At 72.6% G+C, this 23127-nt stretch carries 25 protein-coding genes; 14 read left to right on the top strand and 11 right to left on the bottom strand.

Annotation, left to right across the window (positions count from 1 at the left end; all coding sequences use genetic code 11):
• The first annotated feature begins 38 nt into the window (after positions 1 to 38).
• Both AC1DT4_RS00980 and AC1DT4_RS00975 read left to right on the top strand, forming a co-directional pair.
• A complete protein-coding gene (locus AC1DT4_RS00980; protein WP_477087890.1) occupies positions 39 to 593 on the top strand; it encodes an RNA polymerase sigma factor in 555 nt (184 codons plus the stop codon).
• On the top strand, positions 583 to 1920 hold the full coding sequence (locus AC1DT4_RS00975) for a hypothetical protein (protein ID WP_477087889.1): 1338 nt from the start codon (positions 583 to 585) through the stop codon (positions 1918 to 1920). Before AC1DT4_RS00980 ends, AC1DT4_RS00975 begins: the two co-directional genes overlap by 11 nt.
• On the opposite strand, the gene AC1DT4_RS00970 is transcribed toward AC1DT4_RS00975, so the two are convergent.
• Positions 1888 to 2940, bottom strand: coding sequence for a DUF418 domain-containing protein (locus tag AC1DT4_RS00970; RefSeq protein ID WP_477087888.1), 1053 nt, complete (start codon positions 2938 to 2940; stop codon positions 1888 to 1890). The genes AC1DT4_RS00975 and AC1DT4_RS00970 overlap by 33 nt on opposite strands.
• 92 nt (positions 2941 to 3032) lie before the next feature.
• Here AC1DT4_RS00970 and AC1DT4_RS00965 point away from each other — a divergent pair, with 92 nt between their 5' ends.
• Genes AC1DT4_RS00965 through AC1DT4_RS00940 form a run of 6 tightly spaced genes read left to right on the top strand, consistent with a single transcriptional unit; the run spans position 3033 to position 7893 of the window.
• On the top strand, positions 3033 to 3854 hold the full coding sequence (locus AC1DT4_RS00965; RefSeq protein ID WP_477087887.1) for a methyltransferase domain-containing protein: 822 nt from the start codon (positions 3033 to 3035) through the stop codon (positions 3852 to 3854).
• Between the two features lie 14 nt (positions 3855 to 3868).
• Positions 3869 to 4654, top strand: coding sequence for a fumarylacetoacetate hydrolase family protein (locus tag AC1DT4_RS00960; protein WP_477087886.1), 786 nt, complete (start codon positions 3869 to 3871; stop codon positions 4652 to 4654).
• A gap of 2 nt (positions 4655 to 4656) precedes the next feature.
• Positions 4657 to 5205, top strand: a complete 549-nt coding sequence (locus tag AC1DT4_RS00955) for a dTDP-4-dehydrorhamnose 3,5-epimerase family protein (protein ID WP_477087885.1) — start codon at positions 4657 to 4659, stop codon at positions 5203 to 5205.
• 10 nt (positions 5206 to 5215) lie between these two features.
• A complete protein-coding gene (gene gltX / locus AC1DT4_RS00950; RefSeq protein WP_477087884.1) occupies positions 5216 to 6712 on the top strand; it encodes a glutamate--tRNA ligase in 1497 nt (498 codons plus the stop codon).
• Positions 6712 to 7440 carry an HAD family hydrolase gene (locus AC1DT4_RS00945; protein ID WP_477087883.1) on the top strand — a complete coding sequence of 243 codons (729 nt, stop codon included), beginning with the start codon at positions 6712 to 6714 and terminating at the stop codon, positions 7438 to 7440. Before gltX ends, AC1DT4_RS00945 begins: the two co-directional genes overlap by 1 nt.
• 36 nt (positions 7441 to 7476) lie before the next feature.
• Positions 7477 to 7893 carry an HNH endonuclease gene (locus AC1DT4_RS00940; protein WP_477087882.1) on the top strand — a complete coding sequence of 139 codons (417 nt, stop codon included), beginning with the start codon at positions 7477 to 7479 and terminating at the stop codon, positions 7891 to 7893.
• Here AC1DT4_RS00940 and AC1DT4_RS00935 read toward each other — a convergent pair.
• From AC1DT4_RS00935 to AC1DT4_RS00910, 6 genes are read right to left on the bottom strand one after another with little or no spacing between them, the layout of a single operon-like run.
• Positions 7872 to 8618 carry a class I SAM-dependent methyltransferase gene (locus AC1DT4_RS00935; protein WP_477087881.1) on the bottom strand — a complete coding sequence of 249 codons (747 nt, stop codon included), beginning with the start codon at positions 8616 to 8618 and terminating at the stop codon, positions 7872 to 7874. The two genes, AC1DT4_RS00940 and AC1DT4_RS00935, sit on opposite strands and share 22 nt — an antisense overlap.
• A gap of 37 nt (positions 8619 to 8655) precedes the next feature.
• On the bottom strand, positions 8656 to 9459 hold the full coding sequence (hisN, locus tag AC1DT4_RS00930; RefSeq protein WP_477087880.1) for a histidinol-phosphatase: 804 nt from the start codon (positions 9457 to 9459) through the stop codon (positions 8656 to 8658).
• A 31-nt stretch (positions 9460 to 9490) separates the two neighbouring features.
• Positions 9491 to 10567 carry a ribosome small subunit-dependent GTPase A gene (gene rsgA / locus AC1DT4_RS00925; protein WP_477087879.1) on the bottom strand — a complete coding sequence of 359 codons (1077 nt, stop codon included), beginning with the start codon at positions 10565 to 10567 and terminating at the stop codon, positions 9491 to 9493.
• On the bottom strand, positions 10567 to 11850 hold the full coding sequence (aroA, locus tag AC1DT4_RS00920) for a 3-phosphoshikimate 1-carboxyvinyltransferase (RefSeq protein ID WP_477087878.1): 1284 nt from the start codon (positions 11848 to 11850) through the stop codon (positions 10567 to 10569). Before aroA ends, rsgA begins: the two co-directional genes overlap by 1 nt.
• A 43-nt stretch (positions 11851 to 11893) precedes the next feature.
• Complete coding sequence (locus tag AC1DT4_RS00915; protein ID WP_477087877.1) at positions 11894 to 12406, bottom strand: DoxX family protein; 513 nt, start codon at positions 12404 to 12406, stop codon at positions 11894 to 11896.
• Between the two features lie 11 nt (positions 12407 to 12417).
• Complete coding sequence (locus AC1DT4_RS00910) at positions 12418 to 12963, bottom strand: ferritin (RefSeq protein WP_477087876.1); 546 nt, start codon at positions 12961 to 12963, stop codon at positions 12418 to 12420.
• A 174-nt stretch (positions 12964 to 13137) separates the two neighbouring features.
• Between AC1DT4_RS00910 and AC1DT4_RS00905 the strand changes: the two genes are divergently transcribed.
• Positions 13138 to 13842, top strand: a complete 705-nt coding sequence (locus AC1DT4_RS00905) for a sigma-70 family RNA polymerase sigma factor (protein ID WP_477087990.1) — start codon at positions 13138 to 13140, stop codon at positions 13840 to 13842.
• A complete protein-coding gene (rsrA, locus tag AC1DT4_RS00900; protein WP_477087875.1) occupies positions 13839 to 14135 on the top strand; it encodes a mycothiol system anti-sigma-R factor in 297 nt (98 codons plus the stop codon). Before AC1DT4_RS00905 ends, rsrA begins: the two co-directional genes overlap by 4 nt.
• Before the next feature lie 73 nt (positions 14136 to 14208).
• Here the strand turns inward: rsrA and AC1DT4_RS00895 are convergent, their stop codons facing one another.
• Positions 14209 to 14283: a 50S ribosomal protein bL37 gene (locus AC1DT4_RS00895; protein WP_155859599.1), complete on the bottom strand. Its 75-nt coding sequence runs from the start codon at positions 14281 to 14283 to the stop codon at positions 14209 to 14211.
• A gap of 118 nt (positions 14284 to 14401) precedes the next feature.
• Here AC1DT4_RS00895 and AC1DT4_RS00890 point away from each other — a divergent pair, with 118 nt between their 5' ends.
• From AC1DT4_RS00890 to AC1DT4_RS00880, 3 genes are all read left to right on the top strand, one after another.
• The gene (locus AC1DT4_RS00890) at positions 14402 to 15490 is read left to right on the top strand and encodes a type IV pilus twitching motility protein PilT (RefSeq protein WP_477087874.1); all 1089 of its coding nucleotides are present in this window, start codon (positions 14402 to 14404) and stop codon (positions 15488 to 15490) included.
• A gap of 156 nt (positions 15491 to 15646) precedes the next feature.
• The gene (locus AC1DT4_RS00885; RefSeq protein ID WP_477087873.1) at positions 15647 to 16462 is read left to right on the top strand and encodes a DUF4097 family beta strand repeat-containing protein; all 816 of its coding nucleotides are present in this window, start codon (positions 15647 to 15649) and stop codon (positions 16460 to 16462) included.
• Entirely contained in the window at positions 16462 to 17073 is a 612-nt protein-coding gene (locus AC1DT4_RS00880; protein ID WP_477087872.1) for a PadR family transcriptional regulator, read from the top strand. The genes AC1DT4_RS00885 and AC1DT4_RS00880 overlap by 1 nt, the downstream gene beginning before the upstream one ends.
• A gap of 20 nt (positions 17074 to 17093) precedes the next feature.
• Here AC1DT4_RS00880 and AC1DT4_RS00875 read toward each other — a convergent pair whose 3' ends face one another.
• A complete protein-coding gene (locus AC1DT4_RS00875; RefSeq protein ID WP_477087871.1) occupies positions 17094 to 17690 on the bottom strand; it encodes a GDSL-type esterase/lipase family protein in 597 nt (198 codons plus the stop codon).
• Positions 17691 to 17977: 287 nt separating this feature from the next.
• Complete coding sequence (locus tag AC1DT4_RS00870) at positions 17978 to 18151, bottom strand: hypothetical protein (RefSeq protein ID WP_477087870.1); 174 nt, start codon at positions 18149 to 18151, stop codon at positions 17978 to 17980.
• 93 nt (positions 18152 to 18244) lie between these two features.
• Between AC1DT4_RS00870 and AC1DT4_RS00865 the strand changes: the two genes are divergently transcribed.
• Positions 18245 to 19207: a GlxA family transcriptional regulator gene (locus AC1DT4_RS00865; RefSeq protein WP_477087869.1), complete on the top strand. Its 963-nt coding sequence runs from the start codon at positions 18245 to 18247 to the stop codon at positions 19205 to 19207.
• Positions 19208 to 19285: 78 nt separating this feature from the next.
• On the opposite strand, the gene AC1DT4_RS00860 is transcribed toward AC1DT4_RS00865, so the two are convergent.
• The gene (locus tag AC1DT4_RS00860; protein ID WP_477087868.1) at positions 19286 to 23086 is read right to left on the bottom strand and encodes a multifunctional oxoglutarate decarboxylase/oxoglutarate dehydrogenase thiamine pyrophosphate-binding subunit/dihydrolipoyllysine-residue succinyltransferase subunit; all 3801 of its coding nucleotides are present in this window, start codon (positions 23084 to 23086) and stop codon (positions 19286 to 19288) included.
• Between the last annotated feature and the right edge of the window lie 41 nt (positions 23087 to 23127).

The raw sequence follows: 23127 nt of genomic DNA, 5'->3' as shown, positions 1-23127 counted from the left end.
GTTATGGGTTCAGGAGTCTCGGCGAGGGAGCGTGGTGCGTGAGCAGACGGTGGGAGGACCTGCTGGAGCAGGTCGCCCGTGAGCGGTACGGGCGCCTCGTCGCGCACGCGACCCTGGTGTCCGCCTCGCCGTCCGACGCGCAGGACCTCGTGCAGGAGTCGCTGATCGCCGCGTTCTCCGGTCGCGCGCGGTTCGGCTCCGTCGAGCGGGCCGAGGCCTACGTGCGCCGCGCCATCGCCTCCCGCGCGATCGACGCCGGCCGCCGCAAGACCCGCGAGGCCCGCCTGCTGGCCCGCGCCGCCGCGCAGACCCCCGTCTCGGCGGTGCACGAGGACCGCCTCCCGGGCGCCGACGTCGTCCGGGCGCTCGCCACCCTCAGCCCGCGGGAGCGCGCGTGCGTGGTCCTCCGCCAGATGGAGGACCTCTCCGTCGTCGAGACCGCGTCCGCCCTCGGGCTGTCCGAGGGGGCGGTCAAGCGCTACACGTCCGACGGGCTCGCGCGGCTGAACGCCGAGCTCGGCAGCACGGCCGTCTCCGTCGAGCGGATCTCCGTGCGCAGCCTGACCCCGACGGAGGTGCGCCGTGAGCGATGACCTGCACGCCCTGCTGGCCCGGGCCGCCGGCGAGATCGAGAGTGCCGCGCCCGCCCTGGACGGAGGACGTCTGAGCGTGGTGCGATCCGCGGCCCGCCGTCGCCGGATCGCCCGCCGGACCACCGAGTCGTTCGCGGGTGTCGCGGCCGTGGCCGCCGTCGGCGTCGGCGTCTGGTTCGGCGCTGTCGACCGGGCTCCGGTCGAGCCCGTGGTGACCCCGACCGTCACGCCGACGCCGAGCGTCACCCCGACCCCGACCCCGACGAGCACGCCCACACCGACCGGTCCGCCGGCCCGGGCGGAGTCCATCGACGACGCCACCGTCGTCGCGCGTCTGAGCGCGCCTCGTACGGGTGAGGTCTGGGAGACGCCGACGCCGGCGCCCGAGATGGCGTCGACGCTTCTCGCTCAGGACTGGACGGACGACGTGCTCCGGGTCGGTACGCGCGGCGACGCAGTGATCTACGCGGCGTTCGCGTCGGAGGGCTTTCTCGACCTGTCCGTCGACGCGCTGGTCGAGGTCGACGAGCACGGCGCACGGTTGATCGCCTGCCCGAGCGCCCGGACCGGCGACCCGTGCGCGCCTGAGAGCAGCCAGCTGGCGCCGACCGTCGCCCGAGACGAGGCCACGTTCTACGACAGCCTCACGCTGCCGCACGAGATCGACCTGGGTGGGGGGTACGTCGTGACGACGACCCGGACCACGTCCGGCCCGCACTTCCGCGACGTCTACGGAGTCCAAGGGGAGGGCACCCTGCCGAGCCGATCGCTGGTGCCCCTCGGCTCCCTGGCGCTCGTCACCGATGAGTTCGAGTCCTACGGACCGCAGGTCACGAGCTTTCGCTACGCGGTCCGGACGCCGTTCGGGTCGCTGGTCGTCCTCGCGTCCGAGGACCTGCCGGGCGGTCACTTCACCTCCATCAGGTGGAACCCCGGCTTCGCCCCTGAGCCTTCGGCCGGCGAGGGCGAGACCTCGATCTCGCCGGGTGTGAACGGCTGCTACGGAGCTCGGTTCTCGCGAGACGACGAGCACGTCGATGCGCAGTGGCAGGTGGCGGGCGCGACGGCCGAGGGTCGGCCGGTGTACGTGCCGGTCGCCGGTGGGAACCCGATCGCCAGCACCGTGCGCGCGTGGCAGGAAGAGAACTCGTGGAGGTACCCCGACGACGGCAGTGGTGTGGTGACCGGCGTCGACGCCGGTTACCCGTTCGCCAGCGACGCGTCGTTCTTGTCGGCGCGGGCGCTCTACGCGGTGGAGGGTCCCACCGGTGACTGGTTGCTGGCGCTTCGCCAGTCAGCGCTCTCGGTCATCTGGGAGTGCTCGTAGGGCAGCGGGCATGGCGTCCCCGGGCAGCGGGTCCGGCGCCACGTCCGCGGCCCTGGTCGACACCCGGTGCAGCACCCACTCGAGCGGCCCGCGCCCGACGGTGACGGCCCAGAGCCAGCACAGCGCGACGGTCGTGAGGAGGAACGCGAGCCAGACCTGGACGGTCGCGTCGTAGACGACGGTCCGCCCGAGGGCCGCGATCACGACGACGTGGACGGTGTAGGCGGTGAGGGCGAGCGACCCGACGGCCGCGAGCGGGGCGAGGACGCCCGGCCAGCGCTCGCCGAGCGCGAGGCAGGCGGCGATCACCAGCAGCGCGACACCGACGTTGCCGACGACCTCGAACGTGGTCGACGAGTGCGGCTCGCTCGTCGCGAGCCCGATCGGCCAGTGCAGGAGGTGCAGCGCGACCCACGACCCGCCGTGCCCGAGGATCACCAGGCCCACGCCGACGAGGGCGCCGATGGCGCGCAGCGAGCGGTCGCGCAGGTCGCTGCGGCCGATCGCGAGCCCGAACAGCAGGTACGCCAGCCAGACGATCGCGGGGTAGAAGTGCCCGGTCGCCAGGGCGACGAGCGTCGTGGACGGCCGGCCCTCGAGCTCCGCCGCGATCGTCTGGCCGAGCGGCGGCCCGAGCACGGCGACCACGCCGGCGGCGGTGAGCAGGGCCGCGCGCGACCAGCGCAGCGCGAGGCAGCCGAGCGCGAAGAGCAAGCCGTACGTCGGCAGGATCACGGCGACCGGCGTCGCCAGCAGGACCAGCAGCTCGCCGATCGCGAAGAGCAGCAGGGCCCGCACCAGGATCCGGACGCGCGCCTGGACGAGCCGGGTCCCGATGACCGGCGACGCGCCACCGGAGAGCAGCCCGAGCGACAGTCCCGCGAGCACGACGAACAACGACGCCGGCCGGCCGTCGGCCAGCTCGGAGAAGCCGTACGGGTCGTCGGGGCCTACGTGCGCGGTCATCATCCCGAGCACGGCGAGCCCTCGGGCGACGTCGATCCCCACGATGCGGCGCATGCTCGGATGCTAGCGAGACGCGAAATCTCGCATGTCGAAACGGTTCGTTCCGATTGTTGAACTTTCCCCCTCCCCGGTGATTACAGTTCGTTGTGAACTCTCCGACGCACCCCGACGTGTACACCCACGGACACCACGAGTCCGTGCTGCGGTCACACCGTTGGCGCACCGCCGAGAACTCCGCCGCGTACCTGCTGCCCGCCCTCGTGCCGGGCACCCGGCTGCTCGACGTGGGCTGCGGGCCGGGCTCGGTGACCATCGACCTCGCGGCCCGCCTGGAGCCGGGCGAGGTCGTCGGCGTCGACACCTCGGCCGCCGTCGTCGAGATCGCTCAGAAGGCCGCCGCGGACGCCGGCGCGGACAACGTCACGTTCCGGGTGGCCGACGCCTACGAGCTCCCGTTCCCCGACGACGCGTTCGACGTGGTCCACGCGCACCAGGTGCTCCAGCACCTCACCGACCCCATCGCCGCCCTGCGGGAGATGCGCCGCGTCACCAAGCCGGGCGGCATCGTGGCCGTGCGCGACGCCGACTACTCCGGCATGACCTGGTACCCGCAGTCGAACGGCCTCGACGAGTGGCGCGAGCTGTACCACGAGGTCACGCAGGCCAACGAGGCCGACGCCAACGCGGGTCGCAAGCTTCTCTCGTGGGTGCGTGAGGCGGGCTTCGACCCGGCCGGCATCGTGCCCAGCGCCGGCGTGTGGTGCTACGCCACCCCCGAGGACCGCGCCTGGTGGGCCGGCCTGTGGGCGGACCGGTCCGTCGCCTCGAACTTCGCCGCGCAGGCGATCGCGCACGGTCTTGCCGACGAGGTCGGGCTGGAGCTCCTGGCCGACGCCTGGCGCGAGTGGGGCGGCCGGCCCGACGGCTGGTTCGCGGTGCTGCACGGCGAGGTCCTCGCGCGCGCCTGACCTAGGCTGCCGACATGCGCATCGCGAGGTTCACCACCGGGGGAGACCCCCGCTACGCCCTGGTCGACGGAGCCCCCGGCTCCGAGGAGCTCGTGGTCATCACCGGCGACCCGCTCTACACGCCGGTGCAGCCGACGGGTGAGCAGATCCGGCTCGACGACGACTCGGTGCGCCTGCTCGCGCCGGTGATCCCGCGCTCGAAGATCATCGGCGTCGGCCGCAACTACGCCGCGCACGCCGCGGAGCTGGGCAACGAGGTCCCCGCGGCGCCGCTGCTGTTCCTCAAGCCGAACACGTCGATCATCGGCCCGGACGACCCGATCATCCTGCCCGACTGGACCGAGCACGTGGAGCACGAGGCCGAGCTGGCCATCGTCATCGGCAAGGTCACCAAGGACGTCCCGCCGGACCGCGCGCTCGAGCACGTCTTCGGCTACACGGTGGCCAACGACGTCACGGCCCGCGACGTCCAGCGCGCCGACGCGCAGTGGACCCGGGCCAAGGGCTTCGACGGGTCCTGCCCGATCGGGCCGTGGATCGTGCCCGGGCTCGACGTCGACGACCTCTACGTCCGCGCCCGCGTCAACGGCGAGACGAAGCAGGACGGCCGCACGTCACAGATGATCTTCGACTCGGCGTACCTGGTGTCGTACATCTCCGAGGTGTTCACGCTCCTGCCCGGCGACGTCATCCTCACCGGCACCCCTGCCGGCGTGGGCCCGATCGTGGACCGGGACATCGTGGAGATCGAGGTCGAGGAGATCGGGACGCTGCGCAACCCGGTCCTGCGGCGCAACTGACAGTGGAGGTCGACCCGACCGCGATCGACCGCACGCCGATCGACGGGCTCCTCGCCCTGCGCCTCAAGCAGGTGCACGACCCCCGCGGGACGGTGCGCGAGTTCTACCGGGACTCGGCCTGGGACAGACCGCTCGGTCCGTGGGCACAGGTCAACGTGACGGAGACCCGGCGCGGCGCGGTGCGGGGACTGCACGGCGAGGCGATGAACAAGCTGGTGGGAGTCGTCTCGGGCGAGGCACTGGGGGCGTATCTCGATGCCCGCGAGGACTCGCCGACCTACGGCGTCGTGCACACCGTCCGCCTGGTGAAGGGTGTCCAGGTCTTCGTCCCTCGCGGCGTCTGCAACGGGTTCCAGTCGTTGGCCGACGAGACGCAGTACCTCTACTGCTTCGACTCCGAGTGGCGCCCGGGCATGGCGGGGACCGCGTTCAGCCCGCTGAGCGCCGACCTCGGGATCGCGTGGCCGCTGCGCGTCGACGCGGACGACCCCGCCCAGATCCCCCCGGAGGACCGAGACGCCGCGTCCTGGGTCGCGCGTACCCGCCACTAATCTGGAGCCCGTGACTTCCTCTCCTGGCTCCGCTGTGCGTGTCCGCTTCTGCCCGTCGCCCACCGGTCTGCCGCACGTCGGCATGGTCCGCACGGCGCTGTTCAACTGGGCGTACGCGCGCCACACGGGCGGCACGTTCGTGTTCCGCATCGAGGACACCGACGCGGCGCGCGACTCGCAGGAGTCCTACCTGCAGCTGCTGGACGCCCTGCGCTGGCTGGGCCTGGACTGGGACGAGGGCGTCGAGGTCGGCGGCCCGCACGAGCCGTACCGGCAGTCGCAGCGCATGGACCTGTACGCGGACGTCGTGCGCCGCCTGGTCGAGGGCGGGTATGTCTACGAGTCGTTCTCGACGCCGGAGGAGATCGAGGCCCGCCACAAGGCGGCCGGCCGCGACCCGAAGCTCGGCTACGACGGCGCCGACCGCGACCTCACGGACGAGGACAAGGCGTTCTTCCGCAACGAGGGCCGGGAGCCAGTCCTGCGCGTGCGGATGCCCGACGACGACATCACGTTCACCGACCTCGTGCGCGGCGAGATCACGTTCAAGGCCGGCTCCGTGCCGGACTTCGTGATCGTCCGCGCCAACGGCCAGCCGCTGTACACGCTGGTCAACCCGGTCGACGACGCCCTCATGGGCATCACGCACGTGCTGCGCGGCGAGGACCTGCTCTCGTCGACGCCCCGGCAGATCGCGCTGTACCGGGCGCTGGTCGAGATCGGCGTAGCCTCCGTCGTGCCGGTGTTCGGCCACCTGCCGTCGGTCCTGGGCGACGGCAACAAGAAGCTGTCCAAGCGCGACCCCGAGTCCGACCTGTTCCTCCACCGGGACAACGGCTTCACGCCCGAGGGCCTGCTCAACTACCTCGCCCTGCTGGGCTGGTCGATCGGCCCGGACCGCGACATCTTCACGATGGCGGAGATGACCGCGGCGTTCGACGTCGCCGACGTCAACCCGAACCCGGCGCGCTTCGACCTCAAGAAGGCCGAGGCGATCAACGCCGCGCACGTGCGGATGCTCGCGCCGGACGACTTCCGCGACCGGCTGGTCCCGTACCTGCACCGCGCGGGGCTGGTGCCCGCCGACTCCTACGCCGACCTGGAGCCGTCCCACCGCGCGCTGCTGGACGCGGGCGCGCCCCTGATCCAGGAGCGCATCACGCTGCTGGGCGAGGCGGTCGGGATGCTCGGCTTCCTCTTCGTCGCGGACGACGCGCTGGAGATCGCCGACGACGCCCGCGCCGCGCTCCGGGAGGAGTCCGCGAGCGTCCTGGACGCCGCGGCGGCCGCGCTGGACGGCCTGACGGACTTCACGACGACCACGACGCAGGAGGCCCTGCAGGCGACGCTCGTCGACGGCCTGCAGATCAAGCCGCGGTTCGCGTTCACCCCGCTGCGGGTCGCGGTCAGCGGCCGGCGGATCTCGCCCCCGCTGTTCGAGTCGATGGAGATCCTGGGCAAGGAGTCGACCCTCGCGCGGATCGCCGCCCTGCGCGCGACCCTGTGATGCAGCTGGACGGCGTCCTCTTCGACATCGACGACACCCTCGTCGACACCCGCGGGGCGTTCGGCCACGCGCTGGCCGGCGTCGCCCGCCGCTACCTGCCCGACCTGCCGGAAGAGCGGCACGCGGAGCTGGTGACGGTCTGGCGGGCAGACGTCGGCGGGCACTACGCGGCGTACACGCGAGGCGAGGTCGGGTACTCCGAGCAGCGTATGGCGCGCGCGAACGAGCTGCACGAGCGGTTCGGCGGGCCCGCGCTGGACGACGCTGGCTTCGCACGCTGGGACGAGACGTTCGAGGCGGAGTTCTCGGGAGCCTGGTCGGCGCACGACGACGTCGACGCGGTGGTCGACCGACTGGTGGAGGCCGGCCTGGCGGTCGGCGCGCTGTCCAACGCGTCCGTGGAGTACCAGACCCGCAAGCTGGACCAGGCCGCGCTGCTCGACCGGGTGCCGATGCTCGTCGGCGTCGACACCCTGGGATTCGGCAAGCCCGACCCGCGCGTGTTCCTCGAGGCCTGCCGGCTCCTGGGCACCGCCCCCGAGCGCACGGCATACGTCGGCGACGAGCTCGACGTCGACGCCGCGGCCGCCCGGGCCGCCGGCCTGGTCGGCGTGTGGCTGGACCGTCCGGGCGGTCGCCGGATCACGATCAGCGACGACGAGATCGCCGCCTCCGGCGTGGTCGTCGTGACGTCGCTCGGCGAGCTCCCGGCGGCCCTGGGTCTGTAGCCGCACGCCCGCCGATCCGGACGTACCGTCGACGGGGTGAGGCAGGACCCGTCGCACCAGCCGGCTCGCTCGGAGCGCTTGCGGCTCGCCGTCGAGCGAGACGGCGCGCGCTGCGTGTGGTGCGGTCGGGCGTTCGGACCGCTCCTGCCGCCGACGCGCGAGCATCTGGTGCCGCGGGTCAAGGGCGGACCGTCGTGGCTGGAGAACGAGGTGCCCGCCTGTCGGCGCTGCAACGCCGAGCGCGGTCACCGCGGGATCGTCGAGTGGCTCGACGAGTGCCAACGCCGCGGCTGGCTGCCGGACGAGGCGGCGATCACCCGGTCGCTCGCCGCGCTCGAGCGGGTCATCGTTGAGCGCGGCGGCCAGCGACGGGCGCGCGCGTACCTCGCGGCGCAGCAGCGGCGGCTCCGACGACGGCAACCGCCCGAGGATCAGCGGAGCCGCGCCCGGTAGCTCTCGGTGCGGTACGGCACGTCGATCCACTCGCGTCCGCGCAGGTCGGGGTGGGTGGCGACCAGCTCGTCGACGGCGTCGAGCAGCGCGTCCCGCTCGTCGGCGGGCAGCAGGATGAGATGGCTGCGGCTCGCGGCCAGGGTGCGCAGGTCGGCGGCGCGCAGCCGGTCCGTCCAGTGGAACGTCGCCGCCTCCGGCTCCGTGAACCGGTCGCCCAGCTGCGGGTCCTTGTAGCTCAGTCCGCTGGCCACCGTGTCGCCGCGGTGCACGATGTCCGTCCAGCGGTTCACCCAGTCGACCGAGAAGTCGCGGATGTTCCACAGCACGGCGAGCTGGCCGCCGGGTCGCAGCACGCGGGCGATCTCCGCCGCGGCGGCCGGAGGGTCCACCCAGTGCCACGCCTGCGCGATCGTGACGGCGTCGACGCACGAGTCGGGCAGGTCCATGGCTTCGGCGGTGCCTGGGTGCGCCTCGACGGTCGGCAGCGTCCGACGGAGCTCCGCGCGCATGGCGTCCGACGGCTCCACGGCGACCACGTGCCAGCCGAGCGCCACCAGCCGCTGCGTGAGCTTGCCCGTGCCGGCCGCGAGGTCGAGCACGTCGCGCGCCCCCGGCGGGACCGCCCACCGGACGGCGTCGTCGGGGTAGCTCGGACGGGTCGCCTGGTAGACGTCGACGCCGTGCTCGAAGGACGCGGCCCGCGCGCCGCGGTCGTCCGTACTCATGTCCCGATCGTGCCGCAGGAGCCGGGGGGAGGCAGACTCAGAGCGCGGGCATGGGGTCCAGCAGCTCGAGCGCCGCCCGGTGCAGCAGCCCGTTGGACACCAGCGCGGAGCCGCCGAACGGCCCGGGCACCCCGCGGATCGAGGTGAACATGCCGCCGGCCTCCGTGACGATGGGCACCAGCGCGGCCATGTCGTGCAGCGCCAGCTCGGGCTCGGCGGACAGGTCCACCGCGCCCTCCGCGACCAGCACGTGCGACCAGAAGTCGCCGTACGCCCGGGTGCGCCACGTGCGCCGGGTCAGGTCCAGGAACGCGTCCAGCTGCCCGCGCTCCTCCCAGCCGCCCAGCGAGGAGTAGGAGAGCGAGGCGTCCTCGAGCCGGTCGACGCCCGACACCCGCAGCTGGCTCGCGGCCGCGAGCGACTTGCCGGTCCACGCGCCCGACCCCTGGGCCGCCCACCACCGGCGCCCGAGCGCGGGGGCGCTCACCACGCCCACCACCACCTGGTCGCCGTCGAGCAGGCCGATGAGCGTGGCCCAGACGGGCACGCCGCGGACGAAGTTCTTGGTCCCGTCGATCGGGTCGATCACCCAGCGGCGCGGCCCGTGGCCCGTGTCGCCCATCTCCTCGCCGTGCACCGCGTCGCGGGGACGGGCCCGGGACAGCTGGCCGCGGACGATCTCCTCGGCGGTCTTGTCGGCGTCGGACACCGGCGTCAGGTCGGGCTTCGTCTCCACCCGCAGGTCCTGCGCCTTGAACCGGGACATGGTCAGCGAGTCGACCTGGTCCGCGATCACGTGGGCGAGGCGCAGGTCGTCGTCGTACCCGGGACGCAGGCTCATGCCCGACACGGTAGTGCGTCGAACCCGCACGTCAGGGACGTGCGGGCTCCCGGCTGTCCGGTTCGCCCGTGCCGAGCCGGCTTGCCAGGAGCCGCCGGAACGACTCGACGCGCGCCGAGCGGGCCTCGCGAGTGGCGTCGTCGGGGGACGCGGCCACCCAGTCGTCGAGCGCGCAGTCCGGGGCGTCGTCGGTGTGCGTGCAGCCGCGCGGGCACTCCTCGGCGACCGCCGCGAGGTCGGCGAACGCGCCCAGCAGGTGCTGCGGGTCGACATGCGCGAGCCCGAACGACCGCACACCCGGGGTGTCGATGACCCACGTGGGCCTGCTCGTCCCCGGCACGCGCAGCGCGACGGCCGAGCTCGACGTGTGCCGCCCCCGGCCCGTGACGTCGTTGACGACGCCCACCGCGCGGTACGTCCCCGGCACCAGCGCGTTCACCAGTGTCGACTTGCCGACGCCCGAGTGCCCGACCAGCACCGACGTCTTGCCCTCGAGCGCGGCGCGGACGTCGTCGAGCCCGTGGATGATCCGGCCGCCCGTCGACTTCTCCGCGCTGGTGACCACGACCTCCACGCCGATCGGGGCGTACATGCCGACCAGCTCCGCGGGGTCCGCCAGGTCCGCCTTGGTGAGCGCGAGCAGGGCGTCCATGCGGGCGTCGTAGGCGGCGGCGACGCAGCGGTCGATCATGCGAGTGCGCGGCTCGGGGTCGGCCAGCGCGGTGACGATGACCAGCTGGTCGGCGTTGGCGACGATGATCCGCTCGATCGGGTCGGTGTCGTCGGCCGTGCGGCGCAGGACGGTCCGGCGCTCGCCGATCCGCACGATCCGGGACAGCGACCCCTCGTCGCCGGACGTGTCGCCGACGATGTCCACCCGGTCGCCCGGCACCACGCGGTCGCGGCCCAGCTCGCGCGCCTTCATCGCGATCGCGACGCGTTCGTCGGGCCCGTCCGGGTCGACCAGGATCGCGTAGCGGCCGCGGTCGACCGCGGTCACCAGGGCCACCTCGGCGTCGGCGTGCTCAGGGCGCTGCTTGGTCCGCGGACGCGAGCCGCGACCGGGGCGGATGCGGACGTCGCGCTCGTCGTAGCGCCGGTTCCCCATCAGGCGAGCACGGCCGTCCCGGCGAGCATGCCGCCCCAGAGGCCGACGAAGTCCGGCAGCGTCTTCGCGGTGGTGGCGACGTCCTCGACCTCGACGCCGGGCACCCGCAGGCCGACCAGCGCGCCCGCCGTGGCCATCCGGTGGTCCTCGTACGTGCGCCAGGTTCCGCCGGTCAGTGGGCGCGGTGTGATGACCAGCCCGTCGGACGTCTGCTCCGCCTGCCCGCCCAGCCGCGTGATCTCCGCGGCCAGCGCCGCGAGCCGGTCGGTCTCGTGCCCGCGCAGGTGGGCGATGCCGCGCAGCCGCGTGGGGGAGTCGGCGAGCGCGGCCAGCCCCGCGATCGTCGGCGCGATCTCGCCCGCCGCGTGCAGGTCCAGGTCGACGCCGCGGACGGTCCCCGTCCCGGTCACGCTCAGCACGTCGCCGTCCAGCCGGGTCGTGGCGCCCATGCGCTCGAGGATGCCGGGCAGCAGGCCGCCGGGCTGGGTCGTGGCGGTCGGCCAGCCGGGCACGCGGACCGTGCCGCCGGCGACGAGCGCCGCGCACAGGAACGGCGCCGCGTTCGACAGGTCCGGCTCGACGCGGACGTCGCGGCCGGCGATGGGGCCGGGGGCCACCTGCCAGATCGCGGGGCGGGAGTCGTCGATCTCGACGCCTGCCTCGCGCAGCACCGCGACCGTCATCTCGATGTGGGGCAGGCTCGGCAGCGTCCGCCCGGTGTGCCGCAGCGTCAGCCCGCGCTCGAACCTCGCGGCGGCGAGCAGGAGGCCGGAGACGAACTGGCTGGACGCGGAGGCGTCGACGTCGACCTGGCCGCCGACGAGCGACCCGCGGCCGTGCACCGTGAACGGGAGGTGGCCGGGCTCGCCGTGCTCCTCGATCCGCACCCCCAGGGTGCGCAGGGCGGTGAGGACCGGGCCCATGGGGCGTGCGAGCGCGGACTCGTCGCCCTCGAACCGGACGGGTCCGTCGGCGAGCGCGGCGACGGCCGGCAGGAACCGCATGACGGTCCCGGCGAGCCCGCAGTGGATGGTCGTCGAGCCCCGCACCGGCCCGGGCGTGACCACCCAGTCGCTGCCGTCCTCCTCGAGCCGCGCGCCGAGGCTGGTCAGCGCCGCGGCCATGAGCCGCGTGTCGCGCGACCGGAGCGCGCCGCGCAGCCGCCCGGGGGCGTCGGCCAGAGCGGCGAGGACCAGGTACCGGTTGGTCAGCGACTTCGAGCCCGGGACGTCCACGAGCGCGTCCAGGGGGCCGTCGGCGAGCGGCGCGGTCCAGAGCTCCATGGCACCCAGGTTAGTGGGGGTGCCGACGGGGACGGTCGGCGTCTCAGTCCGACGACTTGGCAGCGGCGTGCTCGGCGCGGGCCTTCTGCACGCGCCAGCCGATCCCGGGCTTGCCCTCGAGGTCGACGCCCGCGATGAGCGCGCCGCCCGTGAACGCGAGCGCCCGCACGAACCGGTCGCGCCGGGCCTTGCGCACGGCGGGGTCCTCGCCCTTGACGCGCTTGAGGGGCAGGTTCAGCAGGATCAGCGGAGCCGTCAGGGCGGCGAGCGCGAGGGCCGCGGTGCGCGGCGCCTTGCCGACGGCGAGCAGCACGCCCGCCCCGGCGAGCGCGAAGCCGTGCACCTGCACGATCGTGGTCAGCTGGCGGTCGCTGACCTCGTAGCCGAGCGCTTCGCCCGCCGGCCCCTGACGGACGTTCTCCGGCAGCCGGGAGCGCAGCGTGGTCAGCGCCCCGCGGGCGTCGGCGGTGTGGGCGGCGGGATGGCGGACGACGTCCAGCCCCTCGGTGACGAACCACGAGGCGAACAGGGGACGCGCGAGACGACGCAGCAGCACGGCAGCTCCTCCTACAGGGCGCCGCCGGCGGCGGACGGCGCGTCGGTGGACTCGCCACCGTCACCGATCTGCTCGCGGGCGACGTAGTTCTCGAGGTCGAACAGGTTGTCGCCGGCACGCGTGGCGACCGTGAGCAGGGTGGTCGCCGACGCGACCTCCTCCACCTGCTCCTTGAGGAACCAGAGCAGGAACTGCTCGCCCAGCGCGTCACCCTCGGCCCGCGCCGCCGCGAAGATCGCCTCGATCTGCGACGTGACCTGCTTCTCCTGCTTCAGGGCGAGGCCGATGGGGTCGGTGACCTGCGTGAAGTCGTTGCGCACGGGGCTGCCGGCAGGGATCTCGACCGCGAGGTCCCGGTCCAGCAGGTACTGCACGATCATCAGGGCGTGGTTCCGCTCCTCGATCGCCTGCCGGTAGTAGTGCCGCGCCAGCTGCGGGAGGTCCTGCCCGTCGAACCACACGGCGATCGCGACGTACTGCTGGTGGGCGTCGAACTCGTGGCCGATCTGCTCGCGCAGCAGGCGCAGGATCGTGGACTCGTCGGCGGTGCTGGTCATGCCGCCAACCTAGTGCGCCGCCTGCGCGTTGGCACGGGCGGGAATGGGTCGCGCCCCGGTGCCGTTGTGCCCACCATGAGCTGCGCCACCGAGACGCGACCCACGACGTCGACCACGACCGGTTGGGCGATCGGTGTCCCCGTAGACACCATTCCGACCCAGCGCACCGTGCGGATGCAGGGCGCCCGGGTGAATGTGTCGTCGCCCACCCCGGTCGGTGGCTCTCAGTCCGCGGGGCTAGGCTCGACCGCGATGAGCGAGGACACCAACCGCGCGCCCGAGTCCGAGGACGACGCGGCACGCACCGAGCGGTTCGAGGCCGAGGCGCTGGTCTACCTGGACCAGCTGTACGGCGCTGCCCTGCGGATGACGCGCAACCCGGCCGACGCCGAGGACCTGGTCCAGGAGACGTTCGCCAAGGCGTTCGCCGCCTTCCACCAGTACCGCCCGGGCACCAACCTCAAGGCGTGGCTGTACCGCATCCTCACCAACACGTACATCAACTCGTACCGCAAGAAGCAGCGCGAGCCCCAGCAGTCCCGCTCCGAGGAGATCGAGGACTGGCAGCTGGCCCGCGCCGAGTCGCACACGTCGAGAGGCCTGCGGTCCGCCGAGGCCGAGGCGCTCGACCACCTCCCGGACTCCGACATCAAGGACGCGCTCCAGCGCCTCCCGGAGGAGTTCCGGATCGCGGTGTACCTCGCCGACGTCGAGGGCTTCGCGTACAAGGAGATCGCCGAGATCATGGGGACGCCGATCGGGACGGTGATGTCCCGGTTGCACCGCGGGCGCGCGCAGCTGCGCGAGATGCTGTCGGACTACGCGCGGGGGCGTGGTCTGGTCGCGGTGGCCCCGACCGCACCGGAGGGCGAACGATGAGCGAGTGGCAGGACGAGGCAGCGTTGCCGACGACACTGTCCGCGGGCACGTGCGGCAACAACTGCGCCGACGCGCTGGACCGGCTCTGGGAGTACCTGGACGCCGAGCTCGGGGCGCCCGACGCCGAGACGGTCCGGGCACACCTGGCCGAGTGCCAGGGGTGCCTCGAGGAGTACGACGTCGACGTCGTCGTGAAGACGCTGGTCAAGCGCGGCTGCCAGGAGGCGGCGCCCGACAGCCTGCGCATCCGCATCCACGAGCAGCTCACGGTGATGCGCGTGACGCTCGACTGAGCGACCTGGACATGACGGAAGGCCCGGTGCAGCAGCTGCTGCTCCGGGCCTTCTGACTACCTGTCTCGAACGCTCAGGCGTTGGGACGGTTGCCGTGGTTCGCGGCGCTGCCCTTGCGGGAACGGCGCTTGCGGCCTCGCTTGCTCATGGGATCTTCCTTCGTCGACGTACGGGGGTCGGCGCCCGTGCTGCGCGCCGGACTCGTCCCATGGTCCCACATCTCGCGGATGCTCAAGTCACAGGGCAGTCCGTCCGATGACTACGGGGTGAGCCAGCCGACACAGTCCGTGATCCCGTTCCTGCACGCCCTCGCGTCCACGGGCGGCTCCGACCTGCACTGCAAGGTCGGTTCCGCGCCGCGCGTCCGCGTCGACGGCCGGCTGCGCAAGCTGCAGGTGCCCGATCTCAAGCCGGCGGACACCGAGCGGATGCTCGAGGAGGTCCTGCCCGACGACCTCGTCGACACCTTCCGCGAGCACCACGAGGCGGACTTCGCCTACTCCGTGTCGGGCGTGGGCCGGTTCCGCGTCAACGCCTACCAGGCGCGCGGCACGTACGGCATGGTCTTCCGCCGCGTCGCCGTCGGCGCGCAGGCGCTGGCCGAGCTGGCGCTGCCGGAGGTCGTGGGCGAGCTGGCCCTGGAGCCTCGCGGTCTCGTGCTGGTGACCGGCCCGACCGGGTCCGGCAAGACGACGACGCTCGCGTCGATGGTCGACCTGATCAACACGCTGCGCGAGGTCAACATCGTCACGATCGAGGACCCGATCGAGATCCTGCACCAGGACAAGAAGTCGATCGTGTCGCAGCGCGAGGTGCGCCAGGACACCGCCGACTTCACGGTCGCCCTCCGTGCCGCCATGCGCCAGGACCCGGACGTGATCCTCGTCGGCGAGATGCGTGACGTCGAGACGGTCCGCGCGGCGCTGTCCGCGGCCGAGACCGGCCACCTCGTCCTGTCCACGCTGCACACCATCGACGCGGCCGAGACCATCAACCGCATCATCGACTTCTTCCCGCCGCACGAGCAGAAGCAGGTCCGCATCGCGCTGGCCCAGGCCCTGCGCGGCATCGTCTCGCAGCGGCTCGTGCGCCTGGCCAACGGCACCGGGCGTCGCCCGGCCATCGAGGTCATGGTCAACACCGGACGTACGCGCGACGCGATCCTCGACCCCGAGGACGCCCCGCCCCTGATCGACCTGATCAAGGAGGGCGACTTCTACAAGATGCAGACGTTCGACCAGCACCTCTTCCAGCTGGTCCGCGACGACATCATCACCTACGACGAGGCGCTGTCCGCCTCGACCAGCCCGCACGACCTCACGGTCGAGCTGCGGCAGGCCGGCCTGGTGTCCTGAGACCCTCCAGGTGAAGAGCCCGTGACCCGTGTGGTCACGGGCTCTTCGCTTGCGCGCGAGAAGCTTCATACGCGATATGACGCGTTGGGCTTGCTTGTCCGAGCAACGCGATATAACGTGTCTACGGAACGAGATATATCGCGAATGGAGAGCACCATGGCAAGCGAGTCCTGGGTCGTCGCCGGCCCCCAGATCATCGAGATCGAGAAGATCACCAGCCTGCGCGTCCAGCTCGTGGCGGGCCGGGTCGACGTCGTCGCGCACGACGGACCGGGCGCCCGCCTCGAGGTCCACGACGTCGACGGTCGGCCGCTGGAGGTCAGCCTGTCCGACGGCGAGCTCCGGGTGGGCTACCAGTTCACGCTGGGCGGCTGGGACGGCTTCCTCGAGAAGTTCCGCAACTTCCGCGGCAAGGACCGTGCCGACGTGCACATCGCGGTACCGCGTGACGTCCACGCCAAGGTGGGCACCGTGACGGCCGACGGGCTGCTGGCCGGGATCGAGGAGGACGCCTCGGTGTCCACGGTCTCGGGCACGCTGATCACGGACGGCACGCGCGGCCGCCTCGGGGCCAAGACCGTCTCGGGCGAGATCGTCGTGCGCGACCACCGCGGCGACCTCCAGCTGAACTCGGTCTCGGGCGAGCTGGCCGCCTCCGGTGAGCTGAGCCTGGTGCAGGCCAACTCGGTCTCGGGCTCCCTGACGCTCGACGTGACCTCCGGGACCTCGAGCGTGACGGCGACCACCGTCTCGGGCGACGTGACCGTGCGCCTGCCCGCCGGCAAGGGCGTGCAGGTCAAGGGCCAGTCGGTCTCCGGGCGCCTGGTCGTCGACGGCGAGGAGTACAAGGGATCCTCGCCGGGGCACCGCAAGGTCGACCTGCGCACCGGCGACGGCGCGTGCTTCGTCCAGGCGAACACCGTGTCGGGGCACCTCACCGTGCTGCGCGGCGCGGGGACGGGAGCCGCGTGATGATGGCGCCCGTCTTCGCGCACGGTCAGCTGCGCCTGTACCTGCTCTCGCTGCTCGAGAGCGGCCCGAAGCACGGCTACGAGCTGATCACCGCGCTGTCCGACCGCTTCGGCGGTACCTACCGCCCGAGCCCGGGGACCGTGTACCCGCGCCTCGCCCGCCTCGAGGAGGAAGGCCTGGTCATGCGGGTCGACGAGGAGCGCAAGAGCACCTACGCGCTCACCGAGGCCGGCTACGCCGAGCTCGAGGCGCGTCGGGGCGACCTGGCGAACCTCGAGGAGGGCATCGCCGAGTCGGTCCGCGAGCGAGCGGCGCAGGTGCGCGACGACGTCCGGGGCTCGATGCGGGGCCTGCGCGCCGACCTGGCCGCGGCCGCCCAGCAGGCTCGCGCCGCGGCCGTGCCGCACATGCCGGGCGTGTCCGACGACCCGCGGGTCACGTCGCACGTGCGCGTGATGGACGCCGAGGCGATCATCCAGCGGTTCCGCGACGAGGTCCGCACCGAGCTGCGCAAGGCCGACGCGCGCGGCACCGTCGAGCAGCTCACGCTCGACACCCTGCGGACCGTGCTGGACTCGGCGCTGACGGCCGTGCGGGGGACGTTGCGATGACCCTGTGGATCCGGTGGCTGTCAGGCGTCGTCGGGCAGCCCGAGCCAGGCGTGCCAGCCCGTGTGCAGCACCAGCCAGGCCATCAGGCCGTACCCGGCCTGCCCTGGCAGGATCCCGTCCCCGGCGGCGAGGTCGCCCAGCCACTGGTCGTGGGCGGCCAGGGGCGTGTAGGTGTCGACGAACGGCACGCGGCGCCGGGTCGCCACATCCGCGTACGCGGCTGACAGGTCGGCCAGCTTGTCCGCGTCGGCGGTGCCGCCGGGCGGGGGGCCGACGACGAACGCGGGGATCTTGCGCTGCTCGGCGACGTCGAGGATGTTCGCCAGGTTGAGCCGGCTGCGCGCGAGCGAGAGCCCGGCGGCGGCGTCGGCCCGGCCCAGCGCGACCACGAGGCGGTTGTCGGCCTCCGGGGACCAGCGGCGCGTGACCTCCTCGTCCCACCGGGCACCCAGCGCCGTGCTGGTCTCGCCCGGCACCGCGAGCGTCATGACGGTCAGCGGCTCCGGCGTCGGTGTCCGTGCCGTCACGCGCCCCACCCAGCCCAGACCCTTGGGGTCACCCGCGCCGGCCACGAGCTCGTCGCCGACCACCGCCAGCCTCAGCGGCAGCTCACCCACGTGCCTCACCCTTCGCCGTCGGACCCTGCGTCGACGGCCGTCGGCCGTCGTCGGCACAGTCTCTCAGGGCTCGGTGGCGAGGGCCGGTTCATCGCCGGGCCAGTCGCAAGGCTCACCCCCGATCGGGCACGTACCCGCCTCGCGGTGGGTGCTGCGATGGGTGCAGGACGTGTGGTCCAGGTGGGCACCGATCCTGCACCCAGGCGTGCGCCGATCGCAGGGCTGGTGCGGTCGGGGTGGTCGCGGTTCGCGGCCGGCGACCGGCGGCCGGACGGCAGCGGGCCGGGTCAGCTCGCGGTGCGGAACGGGTGGCTCGGCAGGTCGGACGAGGCGTCGGACCAGTCGGAGTGGGACGCGGGCGGCGTAGCGCTGCCGAGGCCGTCGCGACGCAGCGTGACGACCAGACGGGCGACCAGCCAGGCCGCGACGGCGAGTGCGAGGACGATCCAGAAGGTGGTCATGGCAGAAAGTCTGCGCCCGTGGACAACGCGCCACGAGTGGCAGAACTGACGTCTACCGTTGACATTCCGCCAGGCTTTGTCGATGCTGGCCGCATGCTCCGTTCCGTCGCCGCCATCGCCCTGCCGAACGTCGCGCCCTTCGAGCTGGGGGTCGCGTGCGAGGTCTTCGGCATCGACCGCCGGGACACCGGCGGCCCGTCGTTCGACTTCACGCTCTGCGGCATCGAGCCCGGCGTGGTGCCGACGAAGGGGGCGGGCTACTCGATCGTCGTCGAGCACGGCCTGGAGGCCACCCGGGACGTCGACCTGGTCATCGTGCCGGCGTACGGCGACACCGACGACGTGCCGGAGGTCGTGCTCGACGCGCTGCGGGACGCGCACGCCCGGGGCGCGTGGGTGCTCAGCATCTGCAGCGGCTCGTTCGCCCTCGGGCAGGCCGGGCTGCTCGACGGACGGGAGTGCACCACGCACTGGATGCACACCGCCGCGATGGCCCGGCAGTTCCCCGACGCCCGCATCAACCCCGCCGTCCTCTACGTCGAGGACGACCGCGTCATCACGAGCGCCGGGACCGCCGCCGGCATCGACGCCTGCCTGCACCTGGTGCGCCGCGAGCTCGGGGCGGCCGCCGCGTCGGCCGTCGCCCGCCGCATGGTCGTCCCGCCCCACCGCGACGGCGGCCAGGCGCAGTACGTCGACACCCCGCTGCCGTGCGACGCCGACACCCTGGCGCCGCTGCTCGCGTGGATGGTGGAGAACCTCGAGGAGGAGATGAGCGTGCCGGACCTCGCGGCCCGCGCCTTCGTGTCCGAGCGCACGTTCGCCCGCCGGTTCCGCGCCGAGACGGGGACGACGCCGGCCGCCTGGATCACCCGCCAGCGCGTGGTCCGCGCGCAGGAGATGCTCGAACGGTCGGACGCGAGCATCGAGGAGATCGCGCGGCTCTGCGGGTTCGGCACGGCCGCGGTCCTGCGGCACCACTTCGCGCGCACGCTGGGCACCAGCCCGCAGCAGTACCGGCGAACGTTCGCGCCCGTGGCCGTCACGGTCGGCTGAGCAGCCACCCGCCCGGGCTCGTCGCCAGACGGCACGAGGGCCGCACCCCCAGGGGTGCGGCCCTCGTCGCGGTCTGCGTCAGCGCTGGAAGGCGGTCTCGACGAGGGACGCCTGCTGCGCCTGGTGCTTCTTCGCGGACCCGGCAGCCGGCGACGCCGACTCCTTGCGCGACACCACGCGGAGCGTGCGGCCGAGCAGCTGCGGCAGGTGCATGGACAGGAACGTCCAGGGCCCTTGGTTGCGCGGCTCGTCCTGCACCCACACCAGCTCGGCCCCGTCGAACGGCGCGAGCGCCGCCCGCGCGGCGTCGGCGTCGAGCGGGTAGAGCTGCTCGATCCGGACGATGGCCGTCTGCTCGTCGCCCGTCTTGACGCGGTGCGCGAGCAGGTCCCAGTAGACCTTGCCCGAGCAGAGCAGCACGCGGGTGACCTGCCCGGCCTTGGCGGCGGCGAGGTCGTCGCCGATCACCGGACGGAACGTGCCCGAGGTGAACTCCTCCACGTCGGACGACGCGGCCTTGAGGCGCAGCATCGACTTCGGCGTGAACACCACCAGCGGGCGGCGCGGGCGGGCGTAGGCCTGGCGGCGCAGCAGGTGGAAGTGCGACGCGGGGGTCGACGGCTGCGCGATCGTCATGTTGTCCTCGGCCGCGAGCTGCAGGAACCGCTCGATGCGGGCCGACGAGTGGTCGGGCCCCTGGCCCTCGTACCCGTGCGGCAGGAGGAGGACGACCGACGAGCGCTGGGCCCACTTCTGCTCGGCCGACGAGATGAACTCGTCGATGATCGTCTGCGCGCCGTTGACGAAGTCGCCGAACTGCGCCTCCCAGAGCACCAGGGCGTCCGGGCGCTCGACCGAGTAGCCGTACTCGAACCCGAGCGCCGCGTACTCCGAGAGCGACGAGTCGTAGACCCAGAACTTCGCCTGGTCCGCCGAGAGGTACAGCAGCGGAGTCCACTCGGCACCGGTCTCACGGTCGTGCATGACCGCGTGGCGCTGCACGAAGGTGCCGCGGCGCGAGTCCTGCCCGGCCAGCCGGACGGGGGTGCCCTCGACCAGCAGCGAGCCGAACGCGAGCAGCTCGCCGTAGCCCCAGTCGATGCCGCCCTCGCGGGTCATCGCCTCGCGCTTGGCCAGCAGCTGCGCCAGCTTCGGGTGCACGGTGAAGCCCTCCGGCGGGCGCACGTGCGCGCGGCCGATGCGCTCGAGCGTGCCGGCGTCGACGGCCGTCTTCCACCCGACCATGACGCCCGCGTCCTCGAGCTGCGACTCGGGGCGCTCCAGGCCCTTGACGGCCTCCGCCTCGGGGGGAGTCGGCGCGTAGCCGTCCTCCCGGGTCTCGGCGAACACGCGCTCGAGCTGCGACTGGTAGTCCTGCAGCGCCTGCTCGGCGTCGGCGATCGTGAGGTCGCCTCGCGCCACCAGCGTCTCGGTGTAGAGCTTGCGGACCGAGCGCTTGGCCTCGATGAGGTTGTACATCAGCGGCTGCGTCATCGAGGGGTCGTCGCCCTCGTTGTGACCGCGGCGGCGGTAGCAGACCATGTCGATGATGACGTCGCGGTCGAACTGCTCGCGGTACTCGAACGCCAGCTCGGCCACCCGCACGCACGCCTCGGGATCGTCCCCGTTGACGTGGAAGATCGGCACCTGCAGGCCCTTGGCCACGTCCGTCGCGTACTGCGACGAGCGCGACGACGAGGGGCCGGTGGTGAAGCCGACCTGGTTGTTGATGATCACGTGGATGGTTCCGCCGGTGCGGTACCCGCGCAGCTGCGCGAGGTTGAGCGTCTCGAACACGACGCCCTGACCCGCGAAGGCCGCGTCGCCGTGGATGAGGATCGGCAGGACGGAGAAGCCGTCGCCGCCCAGGTCGATCCGGTCCTGCTTGGCGCGGACGATGCCCTCGAGCACGGGGTCCACGGCCTCGAGGTGCGACGGGTTGGCCGCCAGGTACACGGCGGTGGTCTCGCCCGACTCGGCGGTGAACGTGCCCTCGGTGCCCAGGTGGTACTTCACGTCGCCCGAGCCCTGAACCGACTTGGGGTCCTGGTTGCCCTCGAACTCGCGGAAGATCTGCCCGTAGGACTTGCCGGCGATGTTGGCCAGGATGTTCAGGCGACCACGGTGCGCCATGCCGATGCCGACCTCGTCGAGACCGTTGTTCGCGGCCTTGGACAGGATGGCGTCGAGCAGCGCGATGACGGACTCGCCGCCCTCGAGCGAGAAGCGCTTCTGGCCGACGTACTTGGTCTGCAGGAAGGTCTCGAAGGCCTCCGCCGCGTTGAGGCGGCGCAGGATCCGCAGCTGGTCCTCGCGCGGCGTCTTCGCGTAGCCAGACTCGAGGCGCTCCTGCAGCCAGCGGCGCTGCCGCGGGTCCTGCAGGTGCATGTACTCGCTGCCGACCGTCCGGCAGTACGAGTCGCGCAGCAGGCCCAGCACCTCGCGCAGCTTGGCGCGTGGCTTGCCGCCGAAGCCGCCGGTCGGGAACGTGCGGTCGAGGTCCCAGAGGGTCAGGCCGTGCGTCTGCACGTCCAGGTCCGGGTGCTTGCGCTGGCGGTAGGCCAGCGGGTCCGTGTCGGCCATGAGGTGGCCGCGCGACCGGTAGGAGTGGATGAGCTCGGCGATGCGGGCCGGCTTGATGGCCTCGGCGTCGGGGTCGTTGGACTCGCGCACCCAGCGGACCGGCTCGTACGGCACGCGCAGCGACGCGAACACGCGGTCGTAGAACCCGTCCTCGCCCAGCAGCTTGCGGCCGATGATCCGCAGGAAGTCGCCCGACTGCGCGCCCTGGATGATCCGGTGGTCGTAGGTCGAGGTGAGCGTGAGCACCTTGGACACGCCCATCTTGTTGAGCGCCTCCTCGGAGGTACCCGCGAACTCGGCCGGGTAGTCCATGGCGCCGACGCCGATGATCGTGCCCTGGCCCTGCATCAGGCGGGGCACCGAGTGGACCGTGCCGATGGTGCCCGGGTTGGTCAGCGAGATGGTCGTGCCCGCGAAGTCGTCGACGGTGAGCTTGTTGCCACGCGCGCGGCGGACGACGTCCTCGTAGGCGTTCCAGAACCCCGCGAAGTCGAGCGTGTCGGACTTCTTGATCGACGGCACGAGCAGCTGGCGCGTCCCGTCCGGCTTGGCCAGGTCGATCGCGATGCCGACGTTGACGTGCGCGGGGGTCAGCACGCTCGGCTTGTCGTCGGCCACCGTGTACGACGTGTTCATCGCCGGCATCTCCGCCAGCGCCTCGACCAGCGCGAAGCCGATCAGGTGCGTGAACGAGATCTTGCCGCCGCGACCACGGGCGAGGTGGTTGTTGATGACGATGCGGTTGTCGACCATCAGCTTGGCCGGGATGGCGCGCACCGAGGTGGCCGTCGGGACCTCGAGCGAGGCCTCCATGTTGGTCACCACGCGCGCCGCGGGGCCGCGCAGCTTCTGGATGTCGTCGGCGGCCTCGTCGTCGTCCGCCTGCGAGGCGCGCTGCGCGACCTGGGCGTAGGGCGCGGTCGCGGGCTGCGCGGTCGCGATGGGCGACGTCACGGCGGGCGGCTCGACGAACGGCGCGGCCTGCACCTTGGGGAGCGCGGCCGGGGCCGCGGGAGGGGCAGGAGGAGCGGCGGCCACCGGGGGCGCGACGACCGGCGTCGGCTTCGTCGCCGGGGTGCCGTTGGTCGACGCGGGGGCCGGCCTCGTCGCCGGCCTCGTCGTCGGGGTCGAGCCGTTGGTCGACGCCTCGTCGGGCTTGTAGCCCTCGAAGAAGTCCCACCACGCGGGGTCGACCGCGTTCTTGTCCTGGAGGTACTGCTCGTACAGCTCGTCCACGAGCCACTCGTTGGCGCCGAAAACGGCACGCGTCGAGTCAGGATCCGCCTTCTGGGTCACGCTGGGATCGCCCACTTCCGCTGCGGTTCGTGACCGCGTCT

The sequence above is a fragment of the Cellulomonas sp. P4_D11 genome (assembly GCF_056401915.1).
This window is presented reverse-complemented; position numbering and strand designations above follow the sequence as displayed.

Bases quoted from the DNA above. Each gene is read 5' to 3' on its own strand.
- AC1DT4_RS00970 (WP_477087888.1), bottom strand. From the start codon at position 2,940: ATGCGCCGCATCGTGGGGATCGACGTCGCCCGAGGGCTCGCCGTGCTC.
- AC1DT4_RS00960 (WP_477087886.1), top strand. From the start codon at position 3,869: ATGCGCATCGCGAGGTTCACCACCGGGGGAGACCCCCGCTACGCCCTG.
- AC1DT4_RS00945 (WP_477087883.1), top strand. From the start codon at position 6,712: ATGCAGCTGGACGGCGTCCTCTTCGACATCGACGACACCCTCGTCGAC.
- AC1DT4_RS00935 (WP_477087881.1), bottom strand. From the start codon at position 8,618: ATGAGTACGGACGACCGCGGCGCGCGGGCCGCGTCCTTCGAGCACGGC.
- hisN (WP_477087880.1), bottom strand. From the start codon at position 9,459: ATGAGCCTGCGTCCCGGGTACGACGACGACCTGCGCCTCGCCCACGTG.
- rsgA (WP_477087879.1), bottom strand. From the start codon at position 10,567: ATGGGGAACCGGCGCTACGACGAGCGCGACGTCCGCATCCGCCCCGGT.
- aroA (WP_477087878.1), bottom strand. From the start codon at position 11,850: ATGGAGCTCTGGACCGCGCCGCTCGCCGACGGCCCCCTGGACGCGCTC.
- AC1DT4_RS00910 (WP_477087876.1), bottom strand. From the start codon at position 12,963: ATGACCAGCACCGCCGACGAGTCCACGATCCTGCGCCTGCTGCGCGAG.
- AC1DT4_RS00905 (WP_477087990.1), top strand. From the start codon at position 13,138: ATGCAGGGCGCCCGGGTGAATGTGTCGTCGCCCACCCCGGTCGGTGGC.
- rsrA (WP_477087875.1), top strand. From the start codon at position 13,839: ATGAGCGAGTGGCAGGACGAGGCAGCGTTGCCGACGACACTGTCCGCG.
- AC1DT4_RS00885 (WP_477087873.1), top strand. From the start codon at position 15,647: ATGGCAAGCGAGTCCTGGGTCGTCGCCGGCCCCCAGATCATCGAGATC.
- AC1DT4_RS00880 (WP_477087872.1), top strand. From the start codon at position 16,462: ATGATGGCGCCCGTCTTCGCGCACGGTCAGCTGCGCCTGTACCTGCTC.
- AC1DT4_RS00870 (WP_477087870.1), bottom strand. From the start codon at position 18,151: ATGACCACCTTCTGGATCGTCCTCGCACTCGCCGTCGCGGCCTGGCTG.
- AC1DT4_RS00865 (WP_477087869.1), top strand. From the start codon at position 18,245: ATGCTCCGTTCCGTCGCCGCCATCGCCCTGCCGAACGTCGCGCCCTTC.